The organism is Mycobacterium sp. IDUB_39 (assembly GCF_055419205.1).
The window spans coordinates 103,848-122,812 of sequence record NZ_JBVAXF010000003.1 but is presented as its reverse complement, the minus strand read 5'-3'; the positions used below and the strand labels follow the sequence as shown (position 1 = coordinate 122,812).

17 protein-coding genes are annotated in these 18,965 nt (G+C 66.7%); 4 read left to right on the top strand and 13 right to left on the bottom strand.

Features of this window, described 5'->3' with window-relative positions; all coding sequences use genetic code 11:
• Positions 1 to 21 precede the first annotated feature (21 nt).
• The 6 genes from ACZY0X_RS12500 to ACZY0X_RS12475 form a co-directional block, all read right to left on the bottom strand.
• Positions 22 to 843: a DUF881 domain-containing protein gene (locus ACZY0X_RS12500; protein WP_463770817.1), complete on the bottom strand. Its 822-nt coding sequence runs from the start codon at positions 841 to 843 to the stop codon at positions 22 to 24.
• 2 nt (positions 844 to 845) lie between these two features.
• Positions 846 to 1,178, bottom strand: a complete 333-nt coding sequence (locus ACZY0X_RS12495) for a small basic family protein (RefSeq protein WP_463770816.1) — start codon at positions 1,176 to 1,178, stop codon at positions 846 to 848.
• A gap of 13 nt (positions 1,179 to 1,191) precedes the next feature.
• A complete protein-coding gene (locus ACZY0X_RS12490) occupies positions 1,192 to 2,106 on the bottom strand; it encodes a DUF881 domain-containing protein (protein ID WP_463770814.1) in 915 nt (304 codons plus the stop codon).
• A gap of 3 nt (positions 2,107 to 2,109) precedes the next feature.
• Positions 2,110 to 2,760, bottom strand: a complete 651-nt coding sequence (locus ACZY0X_RS12485; RefSeq protein ID WP_463770813.1) for a CDP-alcohol phosphatidyltransferase family protein — start codon at positions 2,758 to 2,760, stop codon at positions 2,110 to 2,112.
• Between the two features lie 11 nt (positions 2,761 to 2,771).
• Positions 2,772 to 5,075 (bottom strand): accessory Sec system translocase SecA2, encoded by a 2,304-nt coding sequence (secA2, locus tag ACZY0X_RS12480; protein WP_463771563.1) that lies wholly within the window; start codon positions 5,073 to 5,075, stop codon positions 2,772 to 2,774.
• Between the two features lie 103 nt (positions 5,076 to 5,178).
• The gene (locus tag ACZY0X_RS12475; protein ID WP_463770812.1) at positions 5,179 to 6,018 is read right to left on the bottom strand and encodes a GNAT family N-acetyltransferase; all 840 of its coding nucleotides are present in this window, start codon (positions 6,016 to 6,018) and stop codon (positions 5,179 to 5,181) included.
• A 90-nt stretch (positions 6,019 to 6,108) separates the two neighbouring features.
• Between ACZY0X_RS12475 and ACZY0X_RS12470 the strand changes: the two genes are divergently transcribed.
• From ACZY0X_RS12470 to ACZY0X_RS12460, 3 genes are read left to right on the top strand one after another with little or no spacing between them, the layout of a single operon-like run.
• On the top strand, positions 6,109 to 8,019 hold the full coding sequence (locus ACZY0X_RS12470; protein ID WP_463770810.1) for an ABC transporter ATP-binding protein/permease: 1,911 nt from the start codon (positions 6,109 to 6,111) through the stop codon (positions 8,017 to 8,019).
• A 44-nt stretch (positions 8,020 to 8,063) separates the two neighbouring features.
• The gene (locus ACZY0X_RS12465) at positions 8,064 to 9,986 is read left to right on the top strand and encodes an ABC transporter ATP-binding protein/permease (RefSeq protein WP_463770808.1); all 1,923 of its coding nucleotides are present in this window, start codon (positions 8,064 to 8,066) and stop codon (positions 9,984 to 9,986) included.
• A gap of 34 nt (positions 9,987 to 10,020) precedes the next feature.
• Positions 10,021 to 11,934, top strand: a complete 1,914-nt coding sequence (locus tag ACZY0X_RS12460; RefSeq protein WP_463770807.1) for an ABC transporter ATP-binding protein/permease — start codon at positions 10,021 to 10,023, stop codon at positions 11,932 to 11,934.
• Here the strand turns inward: ACZY0X_RS12460 and ACZY0X_RS12455 are convergent.
• The 3 genes from ACZY0X_RS12455 to ACZY0X_RS12445 all read right to left on the bottom strand — a co-directional run bounded on the left by ACZY0X_RS12455 (position 11,931) and on the right by ACZY0X_RS12445 (position 14,719).
• Positions 11,931 to 13,409, bottom strand: coding sequence for an FAD-binding protein (locus tag ACZY0X_RS12455; protein WP_463771561.1), 1,479 nt, complete (start codon positions 13,407 to 13,409; stop codon positions 11,931 to 11,933). The two genes, ACZY0X_RS12460 and ACZY0X_RS12455, sit on opposite strands and share 4 nt — an antisense overlap.
• A gap of 17 nt (positions 13,410 to 13,426) precedes the next feature.
• The gene (locus ACZY0X_RS12450; RefSeq protein WP_463770805.1) at positions 13,427 to 13,921 is read right to left on the bottom strand and encodes a VOC family protein; all 495 of its coding nucleotides are present in this window, start codon (positions 13,919 to 13,921) and stop codon (positions 13,427 to 13,429) included.
• A gap of 123 nt (positions 13,922 to 14,044) precedes the next feature.
• Positions 14,045 to 14,719 carry a TetR/AcrR family transcriptional regulator gene (locus ACZY0X_RS12445; protein ID WP_463770803.1) on the bottom strand — a complete coding sequence of 225 codons (675 nt, stop codon included), beginning with the start codon at positions 14,717 to 14,719 and terminating at the stop codon, positions 14,045 to 14,047.
• Positions 14,720 to 14,837: 118 nt separating this feature from the next.
• On the opposite strand from ACZY0X_RS12445, the gene ACZY0X_RS12440 reads away from it, so the two are divergent.
• Positions 14,838 to 15,296 carry a PNPOx family protein gene (locus ACZY0X_RS12440; protein WP_463770802.1) on the top strand — a complete coding sequence of 153 codons (459 nt, stop codon included), beginning with the start codon at positions 14,838 to 14,840 and terminating at the stop codon, positions 15,294 to 15,296.
• A gap of 26 nt (positions 15,297 to 15,322) precedes the next feature.
• Here the strand turns inward: ACZY0X_RS12440 and ACZY0X_RS12435 are convergent, their stop codons facing one another.
• From ACZY0X_RS12435 to ACZY0X_RS12420, 4 genes are all read right to left on the bottom strand, one after another.
• Complete coding sequence (locus ACZY0X_RS12435; RefSeq protein WP_463770800.1) at positions 15,323 to 15,934, bottom strand: SecDF P1 head subdomain-containing protein; 612 nt, start codon at positions 15,932 to 15,934, stop codon at positions 15,323 to 15,325.
• 54 nt (positions 15,935 to 15,988) lie between these two features.
• Positions 15,989 to 16,666 (bottom strand): Rv1815 family serine proteinase, encoded by a 678-nt coding sequence (locus tag ACZY0X_RS12430; RefSeq protein WP_463770799.1) that lies wholly within the window; start codon positions 16,664 to 16,666, stop codon positions 15,989 to 15,991.
• 140 nt (positions 16,667 to 16,806) lie between these two features.
• Positions 16,807 to 17,418 carry a LysM peptidoglycan-binding domain-containing protein gene (locus ACZY0X_RS12425; protein WP_463770797.1) on the bottom strand — a complete coding sequence of 204 codons (612 nt, stop codon included), beginning with the start codon at positions 17,416 to 17,418 and terminating at the stop codon, positions 16,807 to 16,809.
• Between the two features lie 136 nt (positions 17,419 to 17,554).
• Entirely contained in the window at positions 17,555 to 18,961 is a 1,407-nt protein-coding gene (locus tag ACZY0X_RS12420; protein ID WP_463770796.1) for an NAD(P)/FAD-dependent oxidoreductase, read from the bottom strand.
• Between the last annotated feature and the right edge of the window lie 4 nt (positions 18,962 to 18,965).

Below are 18,965 nucleotides of genomic sequence, written 5' to 3'. Positions count from 1 at the left end.
TTCTGCGTGGGGCTACGGCTGTCACTTGCCCGGCTGAGCGTATTGGCGAGGTTTCGGTTGCCGCAAGGCGGTCACGTTCACCGTGTCGGCCTGTTGCACGGTCATTGTGCCGCCGACGCGTTCGACACTGTCCATCGCCCCGCCGGGAATGTTCATCGCCGCAGCAAGAGTCGCCGGATCACCAATCGCCAGAATCGAATACGGCGGGCTCATGGTGACGCCGTCGATGATCAGGCTGCCCGCGGTGCCCACCACCCAAGTATCCACTCCGACACGGATCGCGGGGCCCCCGGATGCACTGCTCGCATCGCGGATCTCCATCGCCTCAGCACCCGCGGCACGCAATTCGTTGATCACGTCGAGCATCGTCTCGGGTGACACGCCGGGGGCGGTGTCGCCGATGGTCAGAGTCACACCGGGCCCCGTCGCGGCTACCGTGCCGATCAGGATGGACAGCGCGGCCAGGCGGGCTCGAGCATTCTCGATGGCGGCCTGATCGTTGCTGCCGGAGGCCTGCAGCGCGGCGAGCGTGCGCTGCAGGTCGGTGACCTCTGTGTTGAGCGCGGCCTCGCGTTGCTGAAGCGAGTCGAGCAGCACCAGCAGGTCGGCCGGTCGGGCGGTGTCCAGGGAGTCCCCTGACTCGGTCTGGCGGACCTGCGTGACGATCGCGACACCCAGTAGCAGACACAGCAGGATGGCCAGCGTGCCGAATCCGAGCTGTGCCCGGCCGCGGCGCAGAATTCCGGCCACCCCGCTGGGCTGCAGTTCACCGATGGACCGGATCGGCTCGTCCGGCGGAAGCTCGTGTCTGCCGTGATGCTTTTCCGGGTCATGCTCGTTCATCGTCACGCTCCGAACAGCCTGCGCCGCAGCGCGGCGGCGTTACCGAAGATGCGGATGCCCAGGACGACGATGATCGCGGTCGACAGTTGTGTGCCCACCCCGAGCTGATCACCGACGTAGACGATGATCGAGGCGACGAGGACGTTGAACACGAAGGACACGACGAAAACCTTCGAGTCGAAGATTCGCTCGAGGTACGCCCGCAGGCCGCCGAACACCGCGTCGAGCGCGGCGACGACCGCGATCGGCAGATAGGGCTGGATGAAATCGGGAACATCGGGGTGAAACACCAACCCGAGCACGATTCCGGCGACGAGCGCAACGATTCCGATCATGTACTTCCGATCATCAGGGGCCAAGCGGCTTAGCGAATGTCAGGTCGCGCACCGATCCGGCTGCGACGGCGAGGTCGTCGGCGGCGCTGACCTCGACCCCCACGCCGTAGGAGGCTTCCAGCAGCCGCAACCGGTGCAGTCCGGGGCTGCGGTCGAACACATCTGCCATGGCGCGCGGCGGTCCTATGGCCACGACGGCGTACGGGCTGCCGATCGGCTGGTTGTCCACCAGGATCCCCCCTCCCGCCTGCCGGATCGTCACGTTGGGACCGATCCGCACACCCCCCACGGCGATGGCCTCGGCGCCGCTGACCCACAACGAGTTCACCACCAACTGCAGGTCGCGGTCGAGCACCACCTGCGGACTGCCCTGGATCCGTTGTTTGGAGACATCGGACAGGTCGCGGGCGGCGCCGGGCTCGGTGGCTGTCACGCGCAGCCCCGGCCCGTGCACCTCGGTGGCCGCAGCGGCGAAATCCGCGGTGTCGAGCTGCTCGAGTAGGCCGCGGCCCTCCTCGTCACCCTCGAGACGGCTGCGCCGCTCCATCTCGACCTCTGTCGAGAGTTTGTCGCGGCGCTCAGTGGCCGCGCCCGTCGTGGTCTCTGCGGCCCGGACACTGTCGACGAGGACGTGCTGTGTCTCGCGGGTCGCGGGAGCCACGGACTGCGCCTGCGCGGCCGCCGTGGCGAACACGATGGTCACGGCAAGGCCCGCCGCCAGCTGCCAACCCCAGTCGAACCGCCTGCGGCCGGTCTCGCCACGGGCCGCACGCCGTTCGGCGGCGGCCGCGTACCCCGGATCGAGGTGATCGGTCAGCAGCGACCTCAACAGCGAGGGAACCGGGATCAGCTTGGGCGCGTCGGCGTCATGAGCATTGCGGCCTGCCTCGCGGCTGTAGCCGCCGAGTGCGCGGTCGTCTGCGGACACCGGTCAGGCTTTCCCTGCGGGCACCCGCGGCAGGGTGCGCAGCACCATCCCGACCTGGAGCAGATACAGCACGGCCGACCACAGGTACATCACCGCGCCCCAGATCACGAACGCCCACCCGCAGGCCAGGATGACCCGGCTCCACACCGCGTCCCACTGACCAAGCAGGATCAGAGGGAATCCCGACATCAGCGCGAACGTCGCGGCCTTGCCGATGTAGGTCACCGGCAGCGCGGTCAGACCGCGGCTCCGCAACACAGGCAGGGTGGCGGCCAGCACGACGTCGCGCCCGATCAGCACCAGCACGAACCACCACGGCACGATGCCGTCGATGGCGAAAGCCAACGGGACAGCCACCATGTAGGTCCGGTCGACGGCCGGGTCCAACAGCGCGCCGAGGCGTGAGGACTGGTTGGGCACCAGCCGCGCGATCTTGCCGTCGGCCCAGTCGGAGAAGCCGCTGAACATCAGCACCGCGACCGCCAGCGCGTTGGCGTCGGCGACCAGCAGCAGATAGAGGAAGACGGGGACCAGGATCAGCCGCAGCACGCTGAGCGCGTTGGGGATGGTCAGCACACGGTCGGTGGCGGCGTCTGGCCGGACCGCGTCGCCGCTGGCCCCGGTCGCCTCGCTACTGCCGTGGGGCGCCTCCATGAGGGCCTAACCTAGCGGAACACCCCAGGCAGGCTCAGCGCCGACATGGTGTCGTCGGCGAGCGGGTTGTCGTGAATCATGTACGTCCACGTCGATGTCGGTCGGGCAAGCTTCGACAGATCAAGGCCGAGTTCGTCCTCGGTGACGTTTGCCGTCTCGAAGGTCTGCTGCGCGGCCTCGATGGCGTCCGCGGCCAGCGAGCCGAACGCGTCGACGGCCATCCGGTGGAACTCGTCGAGCGGGTTCTGTCGGCCAAGGGCCCGCAGGTGGATGCTCTCGCGGATGTCGGACAGGTAGGCCTGATGGTCGGCCCAGCCGCGGTCGAGGTGGTACAGCATGATCTGGCGGCAGGTCGTCTCCAGACGCTCCTCGCCTATCTCCTCGACAAGTTGCTCGTATCGCTTCGGTGAGCGCTCCGCGAGTTCCTCGCGAGCCGTCGCCGTGCGCAGCAGGTTCTCTCGGCGCTCGGAGATGATGGCGCGCTGCTGGGCGACCAATTGGTTGTAGCGCCACGTGTTGGCGTGCACGTCGAGCAGCTTGCCCTCCGCGACGCGCTGCGCGTGCTCGAGGAGTTGGGCGGCCTTGTCGTTCAGGATTCGGCCGTCTTCATCGGTCTGCATCGGCAGCTTCTGTGGTTCCAGATGAGCGACGACGACGTCGTCCTCCCAGCTGGAGAAGAACACAGACGAGCCCGGGTCGCCCTGGCGTCCCGCGCGGCCCCGGAGCTGGTTGTCCAGGCGCTCGGTGTGGTGGCGGCCCGTACCGATGACGTGCAACCCGCCGAGATCGGCGACGGCATCGTGATCGGACTCGTCGGAGCCGCCGAGGCGGATATCGGTTCCGCGGCCGGCCATCTGGGTGGACACCGTGACCACTCCGAGCTTGCCGGCCTCGGCGATCACCGCGGCTTCCTCGGCGTCGTTCTTGGCGTTGAGCACGACCGCGGGAATGCCCGCCTTGACCAGACGCTCGTGCAGGTCCTCGGACTCGGCGACGTCACGGGTACCGACCAGCACCGGCTGACCCGTCGCATGCACCTCGGTGATGTGCTCGACTACGGCGTCGTTCTTGGCGGCCGCGGTGATGTACACCCGGTCGAGTTCGTCGACGCGGATGTTCGGGGTGTTGGGCGGGATCGGCGAGACGCCGAGCTTGTAGAACTGGCGCAGCTGCTCGCCCGCTGCCAGTGCGGTACCGGTCATACCGCACACCGTCGGGTAGCGGTTGATCAGCGCCTGCACGGTGATGGTGTCGAGGACCTCGCCGGTCTCGGTGGTCTCGATGCCCTCCTTGGCCTCGACCGCTGCCTGCAGGCCGTCCGGCCAGCGCTGCAGCGACGCGATCCGGCCGCGCGAGGCGTTGATCAGCTGCACCGCGCCATCGCGGACGATGTAGTGGACATCGCGCTGCAGCAGCACGTTCGCGTGCAGCGCCACGTTCGCCTCGGTCAACGTCGTGCTGACGTGTTCCTCGGAGTAGATGTCGATACCACCGAGCGCGGCCTCGAGCCTGCGGGCGCCTGCGTCGGTCAGGTGCACATTGCGCCGGTCGGCATCGGTGTCGTAGTACTTCTCGGCGTCGTTGGACTCCACCAGGTCACGGACCAGACGGATGATCTCCAGTCGCGGCGTCTCGCGGTGTGTGGTGCCGGCCAGCACGAGCGGCACCAGCGCCTCGTCGACCAGCACCGAGTCGGCCTCATCGATCAGTGCGACGTCGGGATCCGGGGACACCAGGTCGGCGACGTCGGTCACCAGCTGATCGCGCAGCACGTCGAACCCGATCTCGTTGACCGAGGCGTAGGTGACGTTGCAGGCGTAGGCGGCGCGGCGTTCGTCGGCTGTCGAGTCGGCGGTGATCCAGCCGACCGTCAGACCCATGGCCTCCAGCAGCGGGCCCATCCACTCCGCGTCGCGACGGGCGAGATAGTCGTTGACCGAGATGACGTGCACGCTGCGGCCGGCGATGGCGTAGCCAGCCGCGGCGATGGCGCCGGCCAGGGTCTTGCCCTCACCGGTGGCCATCTCGACGACGTCGCCGGCCATCATGCGCAGCGCGCCGAGCAGCTGGACGTCGAACGGCTTGAGTGTCGTGGCACGTTCGGACGCCTCGCGGGCGATGGCCAGGAACTGCGGGATGTCCGCCGCCTCGGCGAGGTCGCCCAGTTCGAGGAGCTTCGCGGCCTTGCGCAGCTGTTCGTCGTCAAGGCCTGCGGCCTTGTCGTCGAATGCCGAGGAGGCCGTCACCTGCCCCATCGAGCTGGCCTGGTCCTTGTCGGTGCTTGCACCCAGCAGCTTCCAGAACCTATTGCTCAGCCGTTTGGACGACCGAACCTTGGTCTTGGGTGTCGGGTCGGAAGAGGTATTGGGGGCAGTCTTGGCCACGTGTCACAAGGTACGCGGCCCCGGCGCGGGCCGATCACACCGTGGTCGCGAACTCGATCACCAGCCAATCGGAAACGGGCCGGAACCCGATTCGCCGATATATCGCGTTGGACACCGGGTTCGCGATGTCGGTGAAAAGCACCACCTCATCGGCACCCATCGCCGTGGCGGTTCGCGATGCCGCCGCCGTCACGGCCGACCCGTAGCCGTGGCCGCGTTCGTCCTCGTGTGTGTACACCGGCCCGATCCGGCTCACCCCCGCCACGGGAGGTCGGATCATCGCCATGCTGACCGGGCGCCGGCACTGGGTCCAGAGCACGAATTGCACGCCTGCCTGCAGGAGTCCGTCGAGGAAGGCTCGATGCACGGGTGGCGCCGCGACCGACCCGAACGCCTCCACAAAGAACCGGGCCGTCCAGTCGGCCAGCAGCTCGACGTCGTCGGGGCCGTGTGGGCGGGCCTCCCCCGGCACCGCGGTCGGCGGCACGAGATCGCCGAGCCGGTGCAGCCTCTCCCCAGTCCGCACCTCCGGTTCGGCGCCAGTGTGCCGCTGCCAGGCCGAGGCGAACGCCTCGGCCGTGGCGTTGGGACCTCGCACAGCGCTCAACTCTGGATGTGTTCGTGCCAGCAGGGTCACGGCCGGCTCGACGGTCGGCGCGCTGAGCCCTCCGCACATCAGTGGATGCGGCGGGGTCTGCACTGCCGCACCGGCGAGCCGGCCGTCCACCCACGCCGTCAGCAGCACCGCGTCGGCGGGTAGCGCCGGTGCGGCCAGGCCGCTGAGTTCGACGGTGTGACCGATCGGGTCGCGCCGGTAGAGATTCTCGGCGATCGCGGCGAACTCGGCGGCGGAGTCATGCAGGCGTACGTCCACCGGTCCAGCTTGAGTGCAACCGGCACCGGCCTGCGGTAACTTCGCCGCGGGGGCGTGCCGTCGAAATGTCCCTCGGAGGAGTTTCGTCGAATGGACTCGGAGGGTTTCAGGTCGTCCGTCGACTGGAGTCACGAGGTCGTCAACTCGGCGCTGTGGGTGGCCAAGGCGTTCGGGATGTCCGCGCTCGGCGTGCTGATCGTTCTGCTGCTGGTGGCCAGGTTCACCGAGTGGGGCCGCCAGTTCTGGCGCATCACCGGCGGTTACTTCGTCGGGCGCGCGAGCCTTCCTGTGTGGCTGGTGTCGGGGGCACTGCTCCTGTCGGTCGTCATCGCCGTCCGCGTCAACGTGCTGCTCAGCTATTACGCGAACGACCTGTTCTCGGCGCTGCAGGTCGCATTCCAGGGCAGCGGATCGGCGGATGAGGCGCTCAAGGACAGCGGCGTCAACGCCTTCTGGTTCTCAATGGGCATATTCGCCGTGCTGGCAACGGTTTCGGTCTGCCGCTTCCTGATTGACCTGTACCTGACCCAGCGTTTCGTGCTGCGCTGGCGGGTCTGGTTGACGAGGCGCGTGCTCGACGAGTGGATGGACGGGCACGCGTACTTCCGCGGTCAATTCGCGGCGCGGCCGATCGACAATCCCGACCAGCGCATCCAGCAGGACATCGACATCGTCACCGCCGGAACCGGCGAACCGAACGTGCCCGCGCACGGTTCGGGAGGCCTACTGCTCTTCGGCGCGGTCGAGTCGCTGCTCAGCGTCGCCTCGTTCGGGGTGATCCTGTGGCAGCTGTCCGGGCCGCTGACGGTGCTGAGTCTGACGATTCCCAAGGCGCTGTTCTGGATCGTCATCGGCTATGTGCTGGCGGCCACGGTCATCGCCTTCTGGATCGGCCGGCCGTTGATCCGGCTGAGTTTCCTCAACGAGATGCGCAACGCCACGTTCCGCTACGCCATGATCCGGCTGAAGGAGTCCGCGAGCGCGGTGGGCCTGTACCGCGGTGAGACGGTGGAACGAGATCGGTTGCGCAACAACCTGTCCGATATCGTCGCGAACTATCGGCAGTGGCTCAGTCGGATGGTGCTGTTCCTGGGGTGGAACGGCTCGGTGAGCCAGGTGATCAACCCGCTGCCCTACATCGTTCAGGCGCAGCGACTCTTCGACGGTCGGATCTCCTTCGGCGACGTCATGCAGTCCGCGACCGCCTTCCAGGCGATCCACGACTCGCTGTCGTTCTTCCGCAACGCCTACGACTCCTTCGCGAGCTACCGGGCCGCGCTCATCCGCCTCGACGGGTTGACCGACGCGATCGAGCGCTCCCGCAGGCTCCCGCGGCTGAGCGTGCAGAACAACCACGAGGACGGGGTTCTGCAGCTGCGCAATGTCGACGTCCGCACACCCGAGGGGCATTCGCTGATCCGGTCACTGGACCTGCGGCTGCATCCGGGAGAGAGCCTGGTGATCAGGGGGGCGTCGGGTAGTGGCAAGACGGTCCTGCTGGAGAGCCTGGCGGGCCTGTGGCCGTATGCCACCGGCGATGTGCACTTCCCTGTCGCCGCGGACGAGACGATGTTCCTGTCCCAGCTGCCCTACATCCCGCTGGGCGACCTGCGCGCCTCGGCGTCGTATCCGAGTGCGACGGGTGCGGTGTCCGATGCCGAGATCCAGCGGGCCCTCGTCACTGTGGCGCTTCCGCATCTGGTCATCCGGGTCAAGGAGGTCAGGGACTGGGCCAAGGTGTTGTCGGTGGGTGAGCAGCAGCGCATGGCCTTCGCCCGCATCCTGCTCAACGAGCCGAAGGTCGTATTCCTCGACGAGTCCACCTCGGCGATGGACGAGGGCCTGGAGCTGATGCTCTACGAGCTGATCCGATCGGCGCTTCCCGACACAATTCTGGTCAGCGTGAGTCATCGCGACACCGTCGAGCAGCATCACGAGCAACAGCTGCGACTGCTGGGCGATGGCCAGTGGCGCCTCGACCGACTCACCAGGTCCATCTGAACCTCGGAACGGCCGGTCGCGTCCCGTCGGGGTACCTTGCCGGGATGGAGATGTTCACCCCGACGTTGGATTGGGGCACCGAGGTCTGGACGTCGCTGGCGTGGATCGCCAAGGCCTGGTTGATCGCGGTGGTGGCCACCTTGACGATCCTGGTCCTGATCATCCGATACACCGAGTGGGGCAGGCAGTTCTGGCGCATCACCGGCGACTACTTCAAGGGCCCGGCGAGCGTCAAGGTCTGGGCGTGGCTGGCGGCACTGATGCTGTCGGTGATCATCGGCGTCCGGCTCACCGTGCTCCTGAGCTACTACGGCAACGACATGATGACCAGTTTCCAGGTCATCGCCGCGGGCCTCGGGACCGGCAACGAAGCAGTCAAGAACTCCGGCAAGGACGGTTTCTGGCTGTCCATGACCGTCTTCGCGGTCCTCGCCACCATCTATGTGTCCAGGGTCATGCTCGACCTGTTCATGATGCAGCGCTTCATGCTCGCGTGGCGCGTCTGGCTGACTGATCGGCTCACCGGGGATTGGCTCGACGGCAAGGCCTACTACCGGTCGCGCTTCATCGACGACACGATCGACAACCCCGATCAGCGCATCCAGGCCGACGTCGACATCTTCACCGCGGGCGTCGGGCCACTGCCCAACACCCCGAACAACACGTCGTCCAGCACGCTGCTGTTCGGTGCGGTGAACGCGATCGCCTCGATGATCTCGTTCACGGCGATCCTCTGGAATCTCTCGGGCACGTTGACGCTGTTCGGCTTCGAACTCCCCAGGGCGATGTTCTGGATCGGGCTGGGCTACGTGGTCTTCGCCACTGTCATCGCGTTCTGGATCGGCAAGCCGATCATCTGGCTGTCGTTCAACAACGAGAAGTTCAACGCCGCCTTCCGGTACGCGTTGGTGCGGTTGCGCGACGCATCGGAGGCGGTGGCGTTCTACCGCGGGGAGATCGCCGAGCGCACCGGATTGCGGCGGCTCTTCACACCGGTCGTCTCGAACTACAAGCGCTACGTGAACCGAATGATCGGCTTCTACGGCTGGAACCTGTCGCTCAGTCAGATCATCGTGCCGTTGCCCTACCTGCTGCAGTTCCCGCGGTTCTTCAGCGGTGAGATCACACTCGGCGCGATGAGTCAGTCCGCGTCGGCTTTCGGCAGCATCCAGGACGGGCTGTCGTTCTTCCGTAATGCCTACGACTCCTTCGCGGGGTACCGGGCGTCGATCATCCGTCTGCACGGCTTGGTCGTCGCGAACGAGGAGGCGCGGGCGCTGCCCCAGGTGACGACCGCGGCATGTGTCGACGGCACGGTCGCACTCGACGACATCGAGGTGCGCACACCCGATGGGCGACAGCTCGTCAAACCGCTGAGCATGCGCCTGGAAGTCGGCGACACGCTGGTGATCAAGGGCGAGTCCGGCGCAGGCAAGACCACTCTGCTGCGCAGCCTCGCCGAACTCTGGCCGTTCACGACGGGCACACTGACCCGCCCGTGTGGACCCAACGAGACGATGTTCCTGTCTCAACTCCCCTACGTACCACTTGGCGATCTGCGGGCCGTCGTGTCGTATCCGTGCGAGGAGGGGACCGTCACCGACGTGGACCTTCGCGCCGTGCTGGAGCGTGTCGCACTGCCGCACCTCGTGGGTCGACTCGACGAGGTTCAGGACTGGGCCAAGGTGCTCTCCCCCGGCGAGCAGCAGCGAATCGCGTTCGCGCGCATCCTGCTGGCCAAGCCCAACGCAGTCTTCCTCGACGAGTCCACGTCCGCGCTGGACGAGGGCCTGGAGTTCATCCTCTACCAACTGGTCCGGACCGAACTGCCGAACACCATCGTGGTGAGCGTCAGCCATCGCAGCACCGTCGAGCAGCACCACACGCACGAACTCGAGCTGGTCGGTGAGGGCGAATGGCGGTTCGGACGGACCAAGGGTGACACCGCGGATCTGACCAAGGTCTAGCCGCAGCACCCGCACATGCCGGTAGCGTCCCGGCATGGAGATGTTCACCCCATCGTTGGACTGGGGAAACGAGATCGTGGCGTCACTGTTCTGGGTGGCCAAGGCATGGGCGATCAGTGCGGTGTCGATGGTGGCGGTGCTGGCCGCGCTCGCCCGGTTCACCACGTGGGGACGACAGTTCTGGCGTATCACCGGCAGCTACTTCACTGGGCGGCAGAGCATCGTGGTGTGGGCGCTGCTGGGGGTGCTGCTGCTGTCGGTGATGGTCGACGTCCGTCTCAGCGTGTTGTTCAGTTACCAGAGCAATGATCAGTTCTCGGCGTTGCAGGCCGCGTTCTCCGATGACGGAGCCGCGAAAGACGCTGCGATCAACGGCTTCTGGGTCGCAATTCTGATTCTCGTCGGTCTGGCTGTCACCGATATCGTCCGCAACCTCCTCGACGTGTATCTGATGCAGCGCTTCATCATCCGGTGGCGGGTCTGGCTAACCGGTCGGCTCACCGGGGACTGGCTCGACGGTGACGCGTACTACCGCGGCCGGTTTCTCACCGGCGATACCGGTCATGCGATCGACAATCCAGACCAACGCATCCAGCAGGACATCGACATCTTCACCACCGGCACCGGCCCGGAGACCAACACCCCGACGGTCGGCACGTCGCAGACCCTGGTGTTCGGTTCGGTGCTCTCGCTCGTCTCCGTGGTGTCGTTCACCCCCATTCTGTGGAACCTGGCCGGGCCGTTGACGATTCTGGGTGTCACGGTGCCCAGGGCGTTGTTCTGGATGGCACTCGTGTACGTGTTCCTCACCACGGTCGTCGCGTTCTGGATCGGTCATCCGCTGATCAGGTTGAGCTTCCGCAATGAGGCGACCAACGCCGCGTTCCGCTACGCGCTCGTTCGCCTGCGCGACGCCGGCGAGGCCGTCGGGCTCTACCGAGGCGCAGACACCGAGAGATCTGCGTTGGCGACGAGGTTCGCGGCGATCATCAGCAACTACCGGGCCTTCGTCCGGCGCAGCATCGCCTTCCTCGGCTGGAACCGGTCGATGAACCAACTCGTCAGCCCGTTGCCCACAATCGTGCAGGCGCCTCGGCTGTTCCAGGGTGAGATACAGCTGGGCGATGTCACGCAATCGTCGAGTGCGTTCCTGTCCGTGCACGACTCGTTGGCGTTCTTCCGCGCCGTCTACGATGCGTTCGCCGGCTACCGCGCGGCGATCATCCGCCTCGACGGGCTTGTCACCTCCAATGCCGAGGCCAGGGCGCTACCGCGAATGACCGTGGAGGACAGCACTGACGGCGGCGTCGAGTTCGACGGTGTGGCAGTGCGTTTGCCGGCGGGCGGGGCCATCGTCGACGACCTCGATGTCCGCCTGGCGCCAGGCGATTCGCTGGTGATCACGGGACCGTCGGGCACCGGCAAGACGACGCTGCTGCGCAGCCTGGCGCAACTGTGGCCGTACGCTGACGGCACCGTGCGCTACCCCACGGGTGACGCCGGTCATGCCACCATGTTCCTGTCGCAGCTGCCGTACGCCCCGCTGGGCACGCTACGCGCGGTCATCGCCTATCCGTCGACCGCGGATACGTTCGACGACAACGCGATTCGTGACGCGCTGGACGCCGTGACACTGGGCCACCTCGCGACGCGTCTGAACGAGGAGGCCGACTGGTCCAAGATGCTCTCCCCCGGCGAGCAACAGCGCGTGGCGTTCGCACGGGTGCTGCTGAACAAGCCAACGGCGGTGTTCCTCGACGAGTCGACCTCAGCGCTCGACGAGGGTCAGGAGTTCGCGCTATACACCACACTTCGGCAGCGACTTCCCGACTGCGTGGTGGTCAGTGTCACCCACCGCGAAAGCGTCGAGCAACACCACTCACATCACCTACAGCTGCTCGGTGGAGGCCAGTGGCGGCTGGAGCCGCTGGCCGCGACGCCGGGCTAGGCGCCCGCCGCGTGCCGTCCCGCGCGGCGGCCGAAGAACGAGCCCTCGCCGAGTTGCGTGCCGCTGGCGTAACCCTTGCCGTCCTGCGCGATGTTGGACGCGCACGCGCCCGCCGCGTACAGACCCGAGATCGCGCTGCCGTCGGGGCGCAACACCTCACCGTCGATCGACACCTGCAGGCCGCCCATGGTGAACCCGGAGTACATCGCAACGCCCAGCGACAGATCGAACGCGGCCCACGGCCCCTTGTCCTGTGCGGCAAGGTGTTCCGGCTGCTTGTGGAAGTCGGGGTCCTCGCCTCGGGCGGCGTTGTCGTTGTAGCGCTGCAGTGTCTCGACCAGGTTGTCCTCGGGGATGCCCAGCGCCGCCGCCATCTCGGCGACGGTTTCCCAGCCGTCGATGAACTTGATCAACGGCATCTCGGGCATCTGCATGTGCGCCTCGTCCACGATCAGGTAGGCGCTCTGATCGGGCTGCTCCAACACGAATGCCGATGTGCGCGAGTGGTAGGAGTCCTCGGCGACGAATCGCCTGCCCTCCTTGTTGACGATGAGCCCGGTCAGCAGGATCTCAGGCGGGTAGGCGGCGGCGGTGATGAACAACTGGTCCAGGTTCTTGGCCACACCGCCTGCCGAGACGCCGAGCCGGATGCCCAGACCGTCGTCGTTGGGGTTGCCCAGAATGTAGGGGGCGACCAGCCCGTGGTGCTTGGTGCGGCGCTCCTGGCCCAGCGCCGGGGTGTACTTCGCGACCATGTCGGCGTTCATCGCGAAACCGCCGGCGGCGATGACGACCGACCTCGCCCGGATCGCCCCGGTCTCGGTGAAGTGCTTCCAGCGGACACCGCACACCGCGGAGTCATCGACGATCAGGTTGGTCGCGCCGGTCTCGTAGCGGATTGTCACGCCGAGATCGTCGGCGCGCTTGAGCAGGAGGTCGATGACCATAGACGCGCCGCCGAGTTCACCAGGGACCGGGACGGAGTGCCCACGCGGAGCGGGCACCGCCTGCTCGCAGAACGGCCACACCTTCTCGTTGCCGGTGTAGGACAGTCCCTCGGTGCCCGGCGGGACGACGACCTTGCCCTTCCAGTAGCTCCGCTCGAACTGAAAGCCGAGATCCTCGAGCCAGTTGAAGTGCTCGACGCTCTGGTCGCAGTAGGCGCGGATCTTGTCGAGCTCCGGATCCTCCGACACGGCAACGAGGTAGGCGTACATCTCATCCGCGCTGTCCGGGTGGCCGGTCGCCTCCTGGACGGCGGTACCGCCGCCGAGATAGAAGTGGCCACCGGCCATCGACGTGGTTCCACCCGCCGCTGCCGCCTTCTCGAGGACCAGCACGCGCGCACCCGCGGCGGCGGCACTGACCGCCGCGCATCCCCCGGCGATACCGAATCCGACGACGATGACGTCGAATTCGTCGCCGTCCCAATCCGTCACATCGGCCGCGGCGACGGTGTCCGGGACGTCCTGAATCTGCTCGTGGGCGGCACTCACTGTTGCTCCTGTTTGACGTAGTCGAAGAACTTCTGGATATCGGGCGGAATGTAGGCGATCTCGAGATAGGGCACGCCGGCCTCGGGTGCGGCGACGTAGGCGAAGTGCATGCCGCCTGCCATGGTGCCGCGTGTGATGACCGGAGTGCCGCGACCGTCCGCGTCGCGGCACATGGCGTCGAACGCCGCCTCATCCGGTGCGCTCACACACACGTGGTGCAGGCCTGGGCCAAAGGCGTCGAGGAACTCCGAGTAGGGGCCGGTCCCCGACACCGGCTGGATGAGCTCCACCTGGGTGTCGCCGGCATACGACAGCGAGATGTGCGCGACGAAGTCCGCGGGCGCACCGCGGTGGGTGCAGGCGTCCGGCGCGAACCTCACGTCCGGCATGCGCACCCACTTCCGGGTGCCCAGCAGTCCGGTCAACGCCATCTCGGTGGCGTCCAGATCATGCGTCACCCACGCGATCTGGACAGGTGTCTGGTCAGGCATCGCCTAGAGGATAACTCCGGTGCGCTTCGGTGGCTAGAACGTGTTCTAGTTCTGGGCCGCCGAACGTGAAGAAGATTGCGAGAAGTCGCTCGAAACTCGCAATCTTCTTCACGTTCGGCGCGGTCAGAAGGTGTCGATCAGGATTGCGACCTGTCCGTCGAACACGGCGCCGGGGTCCGACAGCGTGTCGGCGCCGTACTGGCCGAACACCTCGAGGCTTACCGCCCCGACGAGTGCCGCCCACGTCAGCACGCACTTCATCACCACGGTGTCATCGCCTGCGAATCCGAACTCAGATCTGATTCCGTCGAAGTCCGCAGCGGTCGGCGGTGGCGCCACCGAACCGTCCGAACCGATGTCGCCCGCGGCGATGCCCGCGCCGACCGCGGCGAAGAGTGTGCCCGCCACGCGGGTCCCCGGGCCGACCGTGAGCTGGGCCGGCGCGTGGTAGCCGGGGACGGGGCTGCCGTAGAGCAGCGCCCATCGCGCCGGCTCGGCGACCGCCCAGCGCCGCACCGCGTGCGCCACCGCCCGCAGCTGCGCCCGCCAGTCCGAACCCGCGTCAACCCGTGCGGCGTCAACCGTGTCGGCCAACTCCGAATAGGCGTCGACCAGCAGCAGGGTCAGCAGATCGTCGCGGCTGGCGACGTAGCGGTACACCGCCGAGGACGCCATGCCCAGGTCACGGGCGATCGCCCGTAGTGACAGGCCCGCGGCGCCGTGGGTGATCAGATGCCCGCGACCCAGCTCGACGATCCGTCGCTCGATGTGTTCGCGGCTGTCCTGCCTCTTACCCATGCTCGCAGTGTGACATAAACAAGAGCACTGCTCTTGAATTCTCGGGGCGGGCGTGTCAGTCTGAATAAGAGAGCAATGCTCTCGTTTCTAGTCCGCGTCAGCCCAGAACGGAGTGATGATGACCAACCCCCACAACACAACCAACCGCTACGAGGAGCCCAACCTCGCCGCGCGCGCCCTCAACGAGCTCTTTCGTGGTCTCGCGGAGGCCGGTGTCAGCATCGCCGGGACAGCCGCCGTGCGGATCCGCGGGCGCAAGACGGGCGAGCTCCGCGGCGTCGTCGTGAACCTGCTCGACATCGACGGCCGCCAATTCCTGGTGTCACCTCGCGGGAACACCCAGTGGGCGCGAAATGCCAGGGCGGCAGGGCAAGTCGAGATCGGTCCGCGCTGGCGCAGGCGGATTGTGGACATCGAGGAGTTGGCCGACGACGCCAAGCCGGACATCCTCAGGCGCTACCTGAAGCGGTGGTACTGGGAGGTGAGGGGCCACGTCGGAGGTCTCACGCCGGAGTCCACCGACCACGACCTGCGCGCTGTCGCGCCGTCCATCCCGGTGTTCGAACTGGTGACGTGACAGCCGACCGATTAGACCCCGACCGGTTAGGACCCGTCGCGCAGCATTCGCGCGATGGTTTCCGCGGTGGCCTTGGTCAGTTCGCCCGACAATTGGATCGACTGCCCGTCGATCGGTTGCGTGATCGCGGGAGCCGCCAACACCAGACCATCGCGGACGAAGGCGACCTGCTTGCCGATGTTGGCGGTGGTGTACTGCGCGAACGCGGCACTGGAGCGCGGAGCCATCACGATCTGCACGGTGTAGAACTCATTCATCGGCAACTTGATCGACTTGGCGCCGGTGAGGTCGAGCTGCAGCGCCACCGGTTCCAGCTCATAGTGCGCCTTGAGCTCGACATCGCACGCCGGCTGCGGTTGAGCGGGCGGTGCCGGCGGCGGCGGGGGGTCGCACTGCCCCGGCTGCGCCTGGAACGCCTCTACCACGGGGCGAACCGCAAGCGGTTTGATGACGATTGCCGGCGCAGTCGAGGTGGGTGTTGTCACAGACGATTTCGCTGCCCGGTCATTCGGGTCGCCCTGAAGGAAGGGCATCACGATGGCGGCCAGCGTGGTGCCCACCATCGCCAGTATTCCGATCGAGGCGAGAGCCGCGATGGCGATCTTGCGCCGCGACCATCCACGCGTTGAATCCCCCATGGGGGCATCCTATGCGGGGGCGACCACCGCCCCGGGGACCGCCGCGCGTACGTCCTACGTGCCCGCCGACGTCTTGACGACTTCCTCGCGAATCTGCTGATCGGCCACCTGCCACGTCACCGCGGCGGGGAACTGACCCCACACGCTGTTGAACATGCCGATGATGGCCGCGCGGCCGTCGCCGGTGAGGGTGTAGACGGGTCCCCCCGAATCACCCTTCTGGCTGACCACACCGTTGGCCATGGTGAACCAGCCGTTGTTGACGGCCTCCACCGTGCCGCAACTCTCACCGGTCACGACACCGAAGTGGCACACGGGCTGACCCTGCTGCGGAGCCATCGCCGGATCAATGACCAGGGCACGGCCGACAGGAAGGATGTCGTTGAGTGCCACGTCGGGCGCGAGCGCGATGGTCTGCCAATCCGAGATCTGATGATCCGTCGTGACGGTCGCCCCGTCGGGTGTGTTGTCCCGGAACAAGATCTGGTGCCCAATCACGCGACCATCCCGGTCGGTGACGACTCCGTTACTGCGGCAGTGCCCCGCCGTGTACGCCGTGCGTGTCGCGAGGTCGACGAAGCCCAGCGTGCATACGTTGGTGCCCTGCCGAACCTCCATGCCGGGAAAGACCACCACGCCGGGGTCGGCACCGGCAGTTGGAATCGGCGTGAACATCACTGAGACGAGCGATGCGGCGGCGAGCGCCAGGACGCGCAAACATCCCTTGTGCATCGGATCCTCCGATCGGTCGTGGTGGCTGGCCGCTTAGCCTAACTCTAGGCAAAGGCGGCCCGGGCTGAAAAGCCCGGGCCGCCTCAGACCTAAGAGGGTTCCTCAGCCCTAAGAGTGTTTAGGGAAACCCTAAGGGGCCTTTAGGGAATCGTCAGAACCTGACCGGGATGGATGAGATCCGGGTTGGCGACGCCGCTGGCCTGTGCGATCTCCGGGTACCTGTTGCCGTCGCCGTAGAAGCGTTCGGCGATGGCCCACAGTGTGTCTCCCGACACCACGGTGTAGGTCCTCGGGGCGGGTGGCGGCGGCGGTGGCGGCGGAGCGGGCTCGGCCGGCGCGACCTCCTCCACTGCGGCCGGGACGACCTCGACCTCGGTGACCGCGGGCGGCGCATCGGCGACCGGCGGCGCGGGCACCTCGTCGGTCTGCGTGTTCGACGACCAGGCCGGCCCGTCGAATCCATACAGAACGAGGTTGCGATCGTCCTGCAGGATCAGGCGAACGTCCTTGGCGCCCTTGGTGTCGGTGTGCCACACCGGTTTGTCCGCCGTGTAGAGGACGAAGTTGCCGTCCTTCTGCACCTCGGCGCGAACGACGTTCTGGCCGTTCGTCTCGGTCGACCACACCGCCTTGTCCCCTGAGTACAGGACCAGGTTGCCGTCGTCCTGAAGCGTGACCTTGTAGGCCCCGTTCTTTGACGTCAGCGACTGGCCGACCTCTAGCTTTTCGCCGTTTTGGAGTCTGTCTCCCACGATGAACACCTCATTTCTGGGTTAGCAGAAAGAAGCTTACTGACGGTGATCGGCCTCGTGGCCGGTTCGGCTCCGGCTCGGCGGAACTGTTGGCAAACACTTGGTAGCGCGACGTTGAGCACACAGGCGGGCTCGATCAGGAATCGAAGCCCAACCCCACCGCATCGAGTGTCCGGAGCAGTAGATTGCGCCGGCCAGCCGAGTGGTCGGCACGATCCAGTGACCACCTCGTCGCTTGAATTCCGATGCTGGCCAACGGTTCCGGAGGAAACGGCGGGGGCTTGCGGCGAACCATCTCGAGTTCGGTGCGTGGTGTCGAGCTGCCGCTGAGGAGGTCGAGGCAGACGTCGGCGGCGAACCGCGCGGCTCCCACGCCCAGGCCGGTGAAACCGTTGACGTAGGCCACCCGACCGTCACGGGCCAGACCCCAGTGTGCGCAGAACCGGGTGTTGGTGTCTATGGCGCCGGCCCAGCGGTGGCTGAAGCGGACATCGTCGAGCTGCGGAAAGGTGATGAAGAAGTGCGCGGCCAGGCGGCGGTACGTCTCGGGCCGCTCCTCGTAGGCGGGGTTCACCTTGCGGCCGAAGTGGTAGACGGCGTCGTACCCACCCCACACGATGCGGTTGTCCTCGGTGAGACGGTAGTAGTGAAACTGGTTGGCGCAGTCGCCGATTCCCTGCCGGTTGCGCCACCCGATGCGGTCCAGCTGGGCATCCGTGAGGGGCTCGGTGGACAGCACGTAGTCATACACCGGCACGGTGTGGAGCCGGTTTCGGCGGAGCAGGTGGGGAAAGACATTCGTCGCGAGCACGGCCTGGCGTGCGGTGATGACGGCACCGCCGGTGTCGATGCGCAGCGCCGCGCCACCGGAGTCGAGCGCACGTGCGTTGGTGTGCTCGTAGATCGCCACACCGGCCTCCTGGCAGGCGCGAGCGAGCTCGAACGCGAGCCTGGCGGGGTGCACGATCGCACAGGTGTCAGCCTCGAACAGGCCGGCCAGATAGGTGGGCGAATGGACCTCACCCTGAATCTCCGACCGATCGAGCAGGCTGCCCTCCCCCGCTTCTGCGGACTCCTGCAGCCATGTCACCTGGTGCGGTTCGGTGGCGACGGCGAGCATGCCGGTGCGCTGCCACTGCACGTCGAGGCCGAGTTCGGCGATCTCGTCCTGCATACCGTTCAGGTTCTCCAGCCCCATCGCCTGCAGGGTGTCGAATTCGCCTGGCCAGCGGGTCTTTCCGTTCTCCGCACCGTGGGTGATGCTGGCCTCGACGAATCCGCCGTTGCGGCCCGATGCCGCCCAGCCGATCCGGTTGGCCTCTATCAGGACGACGCGTTGGTCGGGGTTGCGCCGGGCGGCGTGCAGCGCCGACCACAGACCGGCGTAGCCACCGCCGACCACGACGAGGTCGCACGTGATCGCGCCGGGTAGCCGTGGATAGCTGGGCCGCTCCATATCGAGCCACATCGGCTCGTGGGCGCTACCTGCCAGCGACCGCTCGACCAGAGCCGGGTCCACCTCATTATCGAAGACCGTGTCCACACCG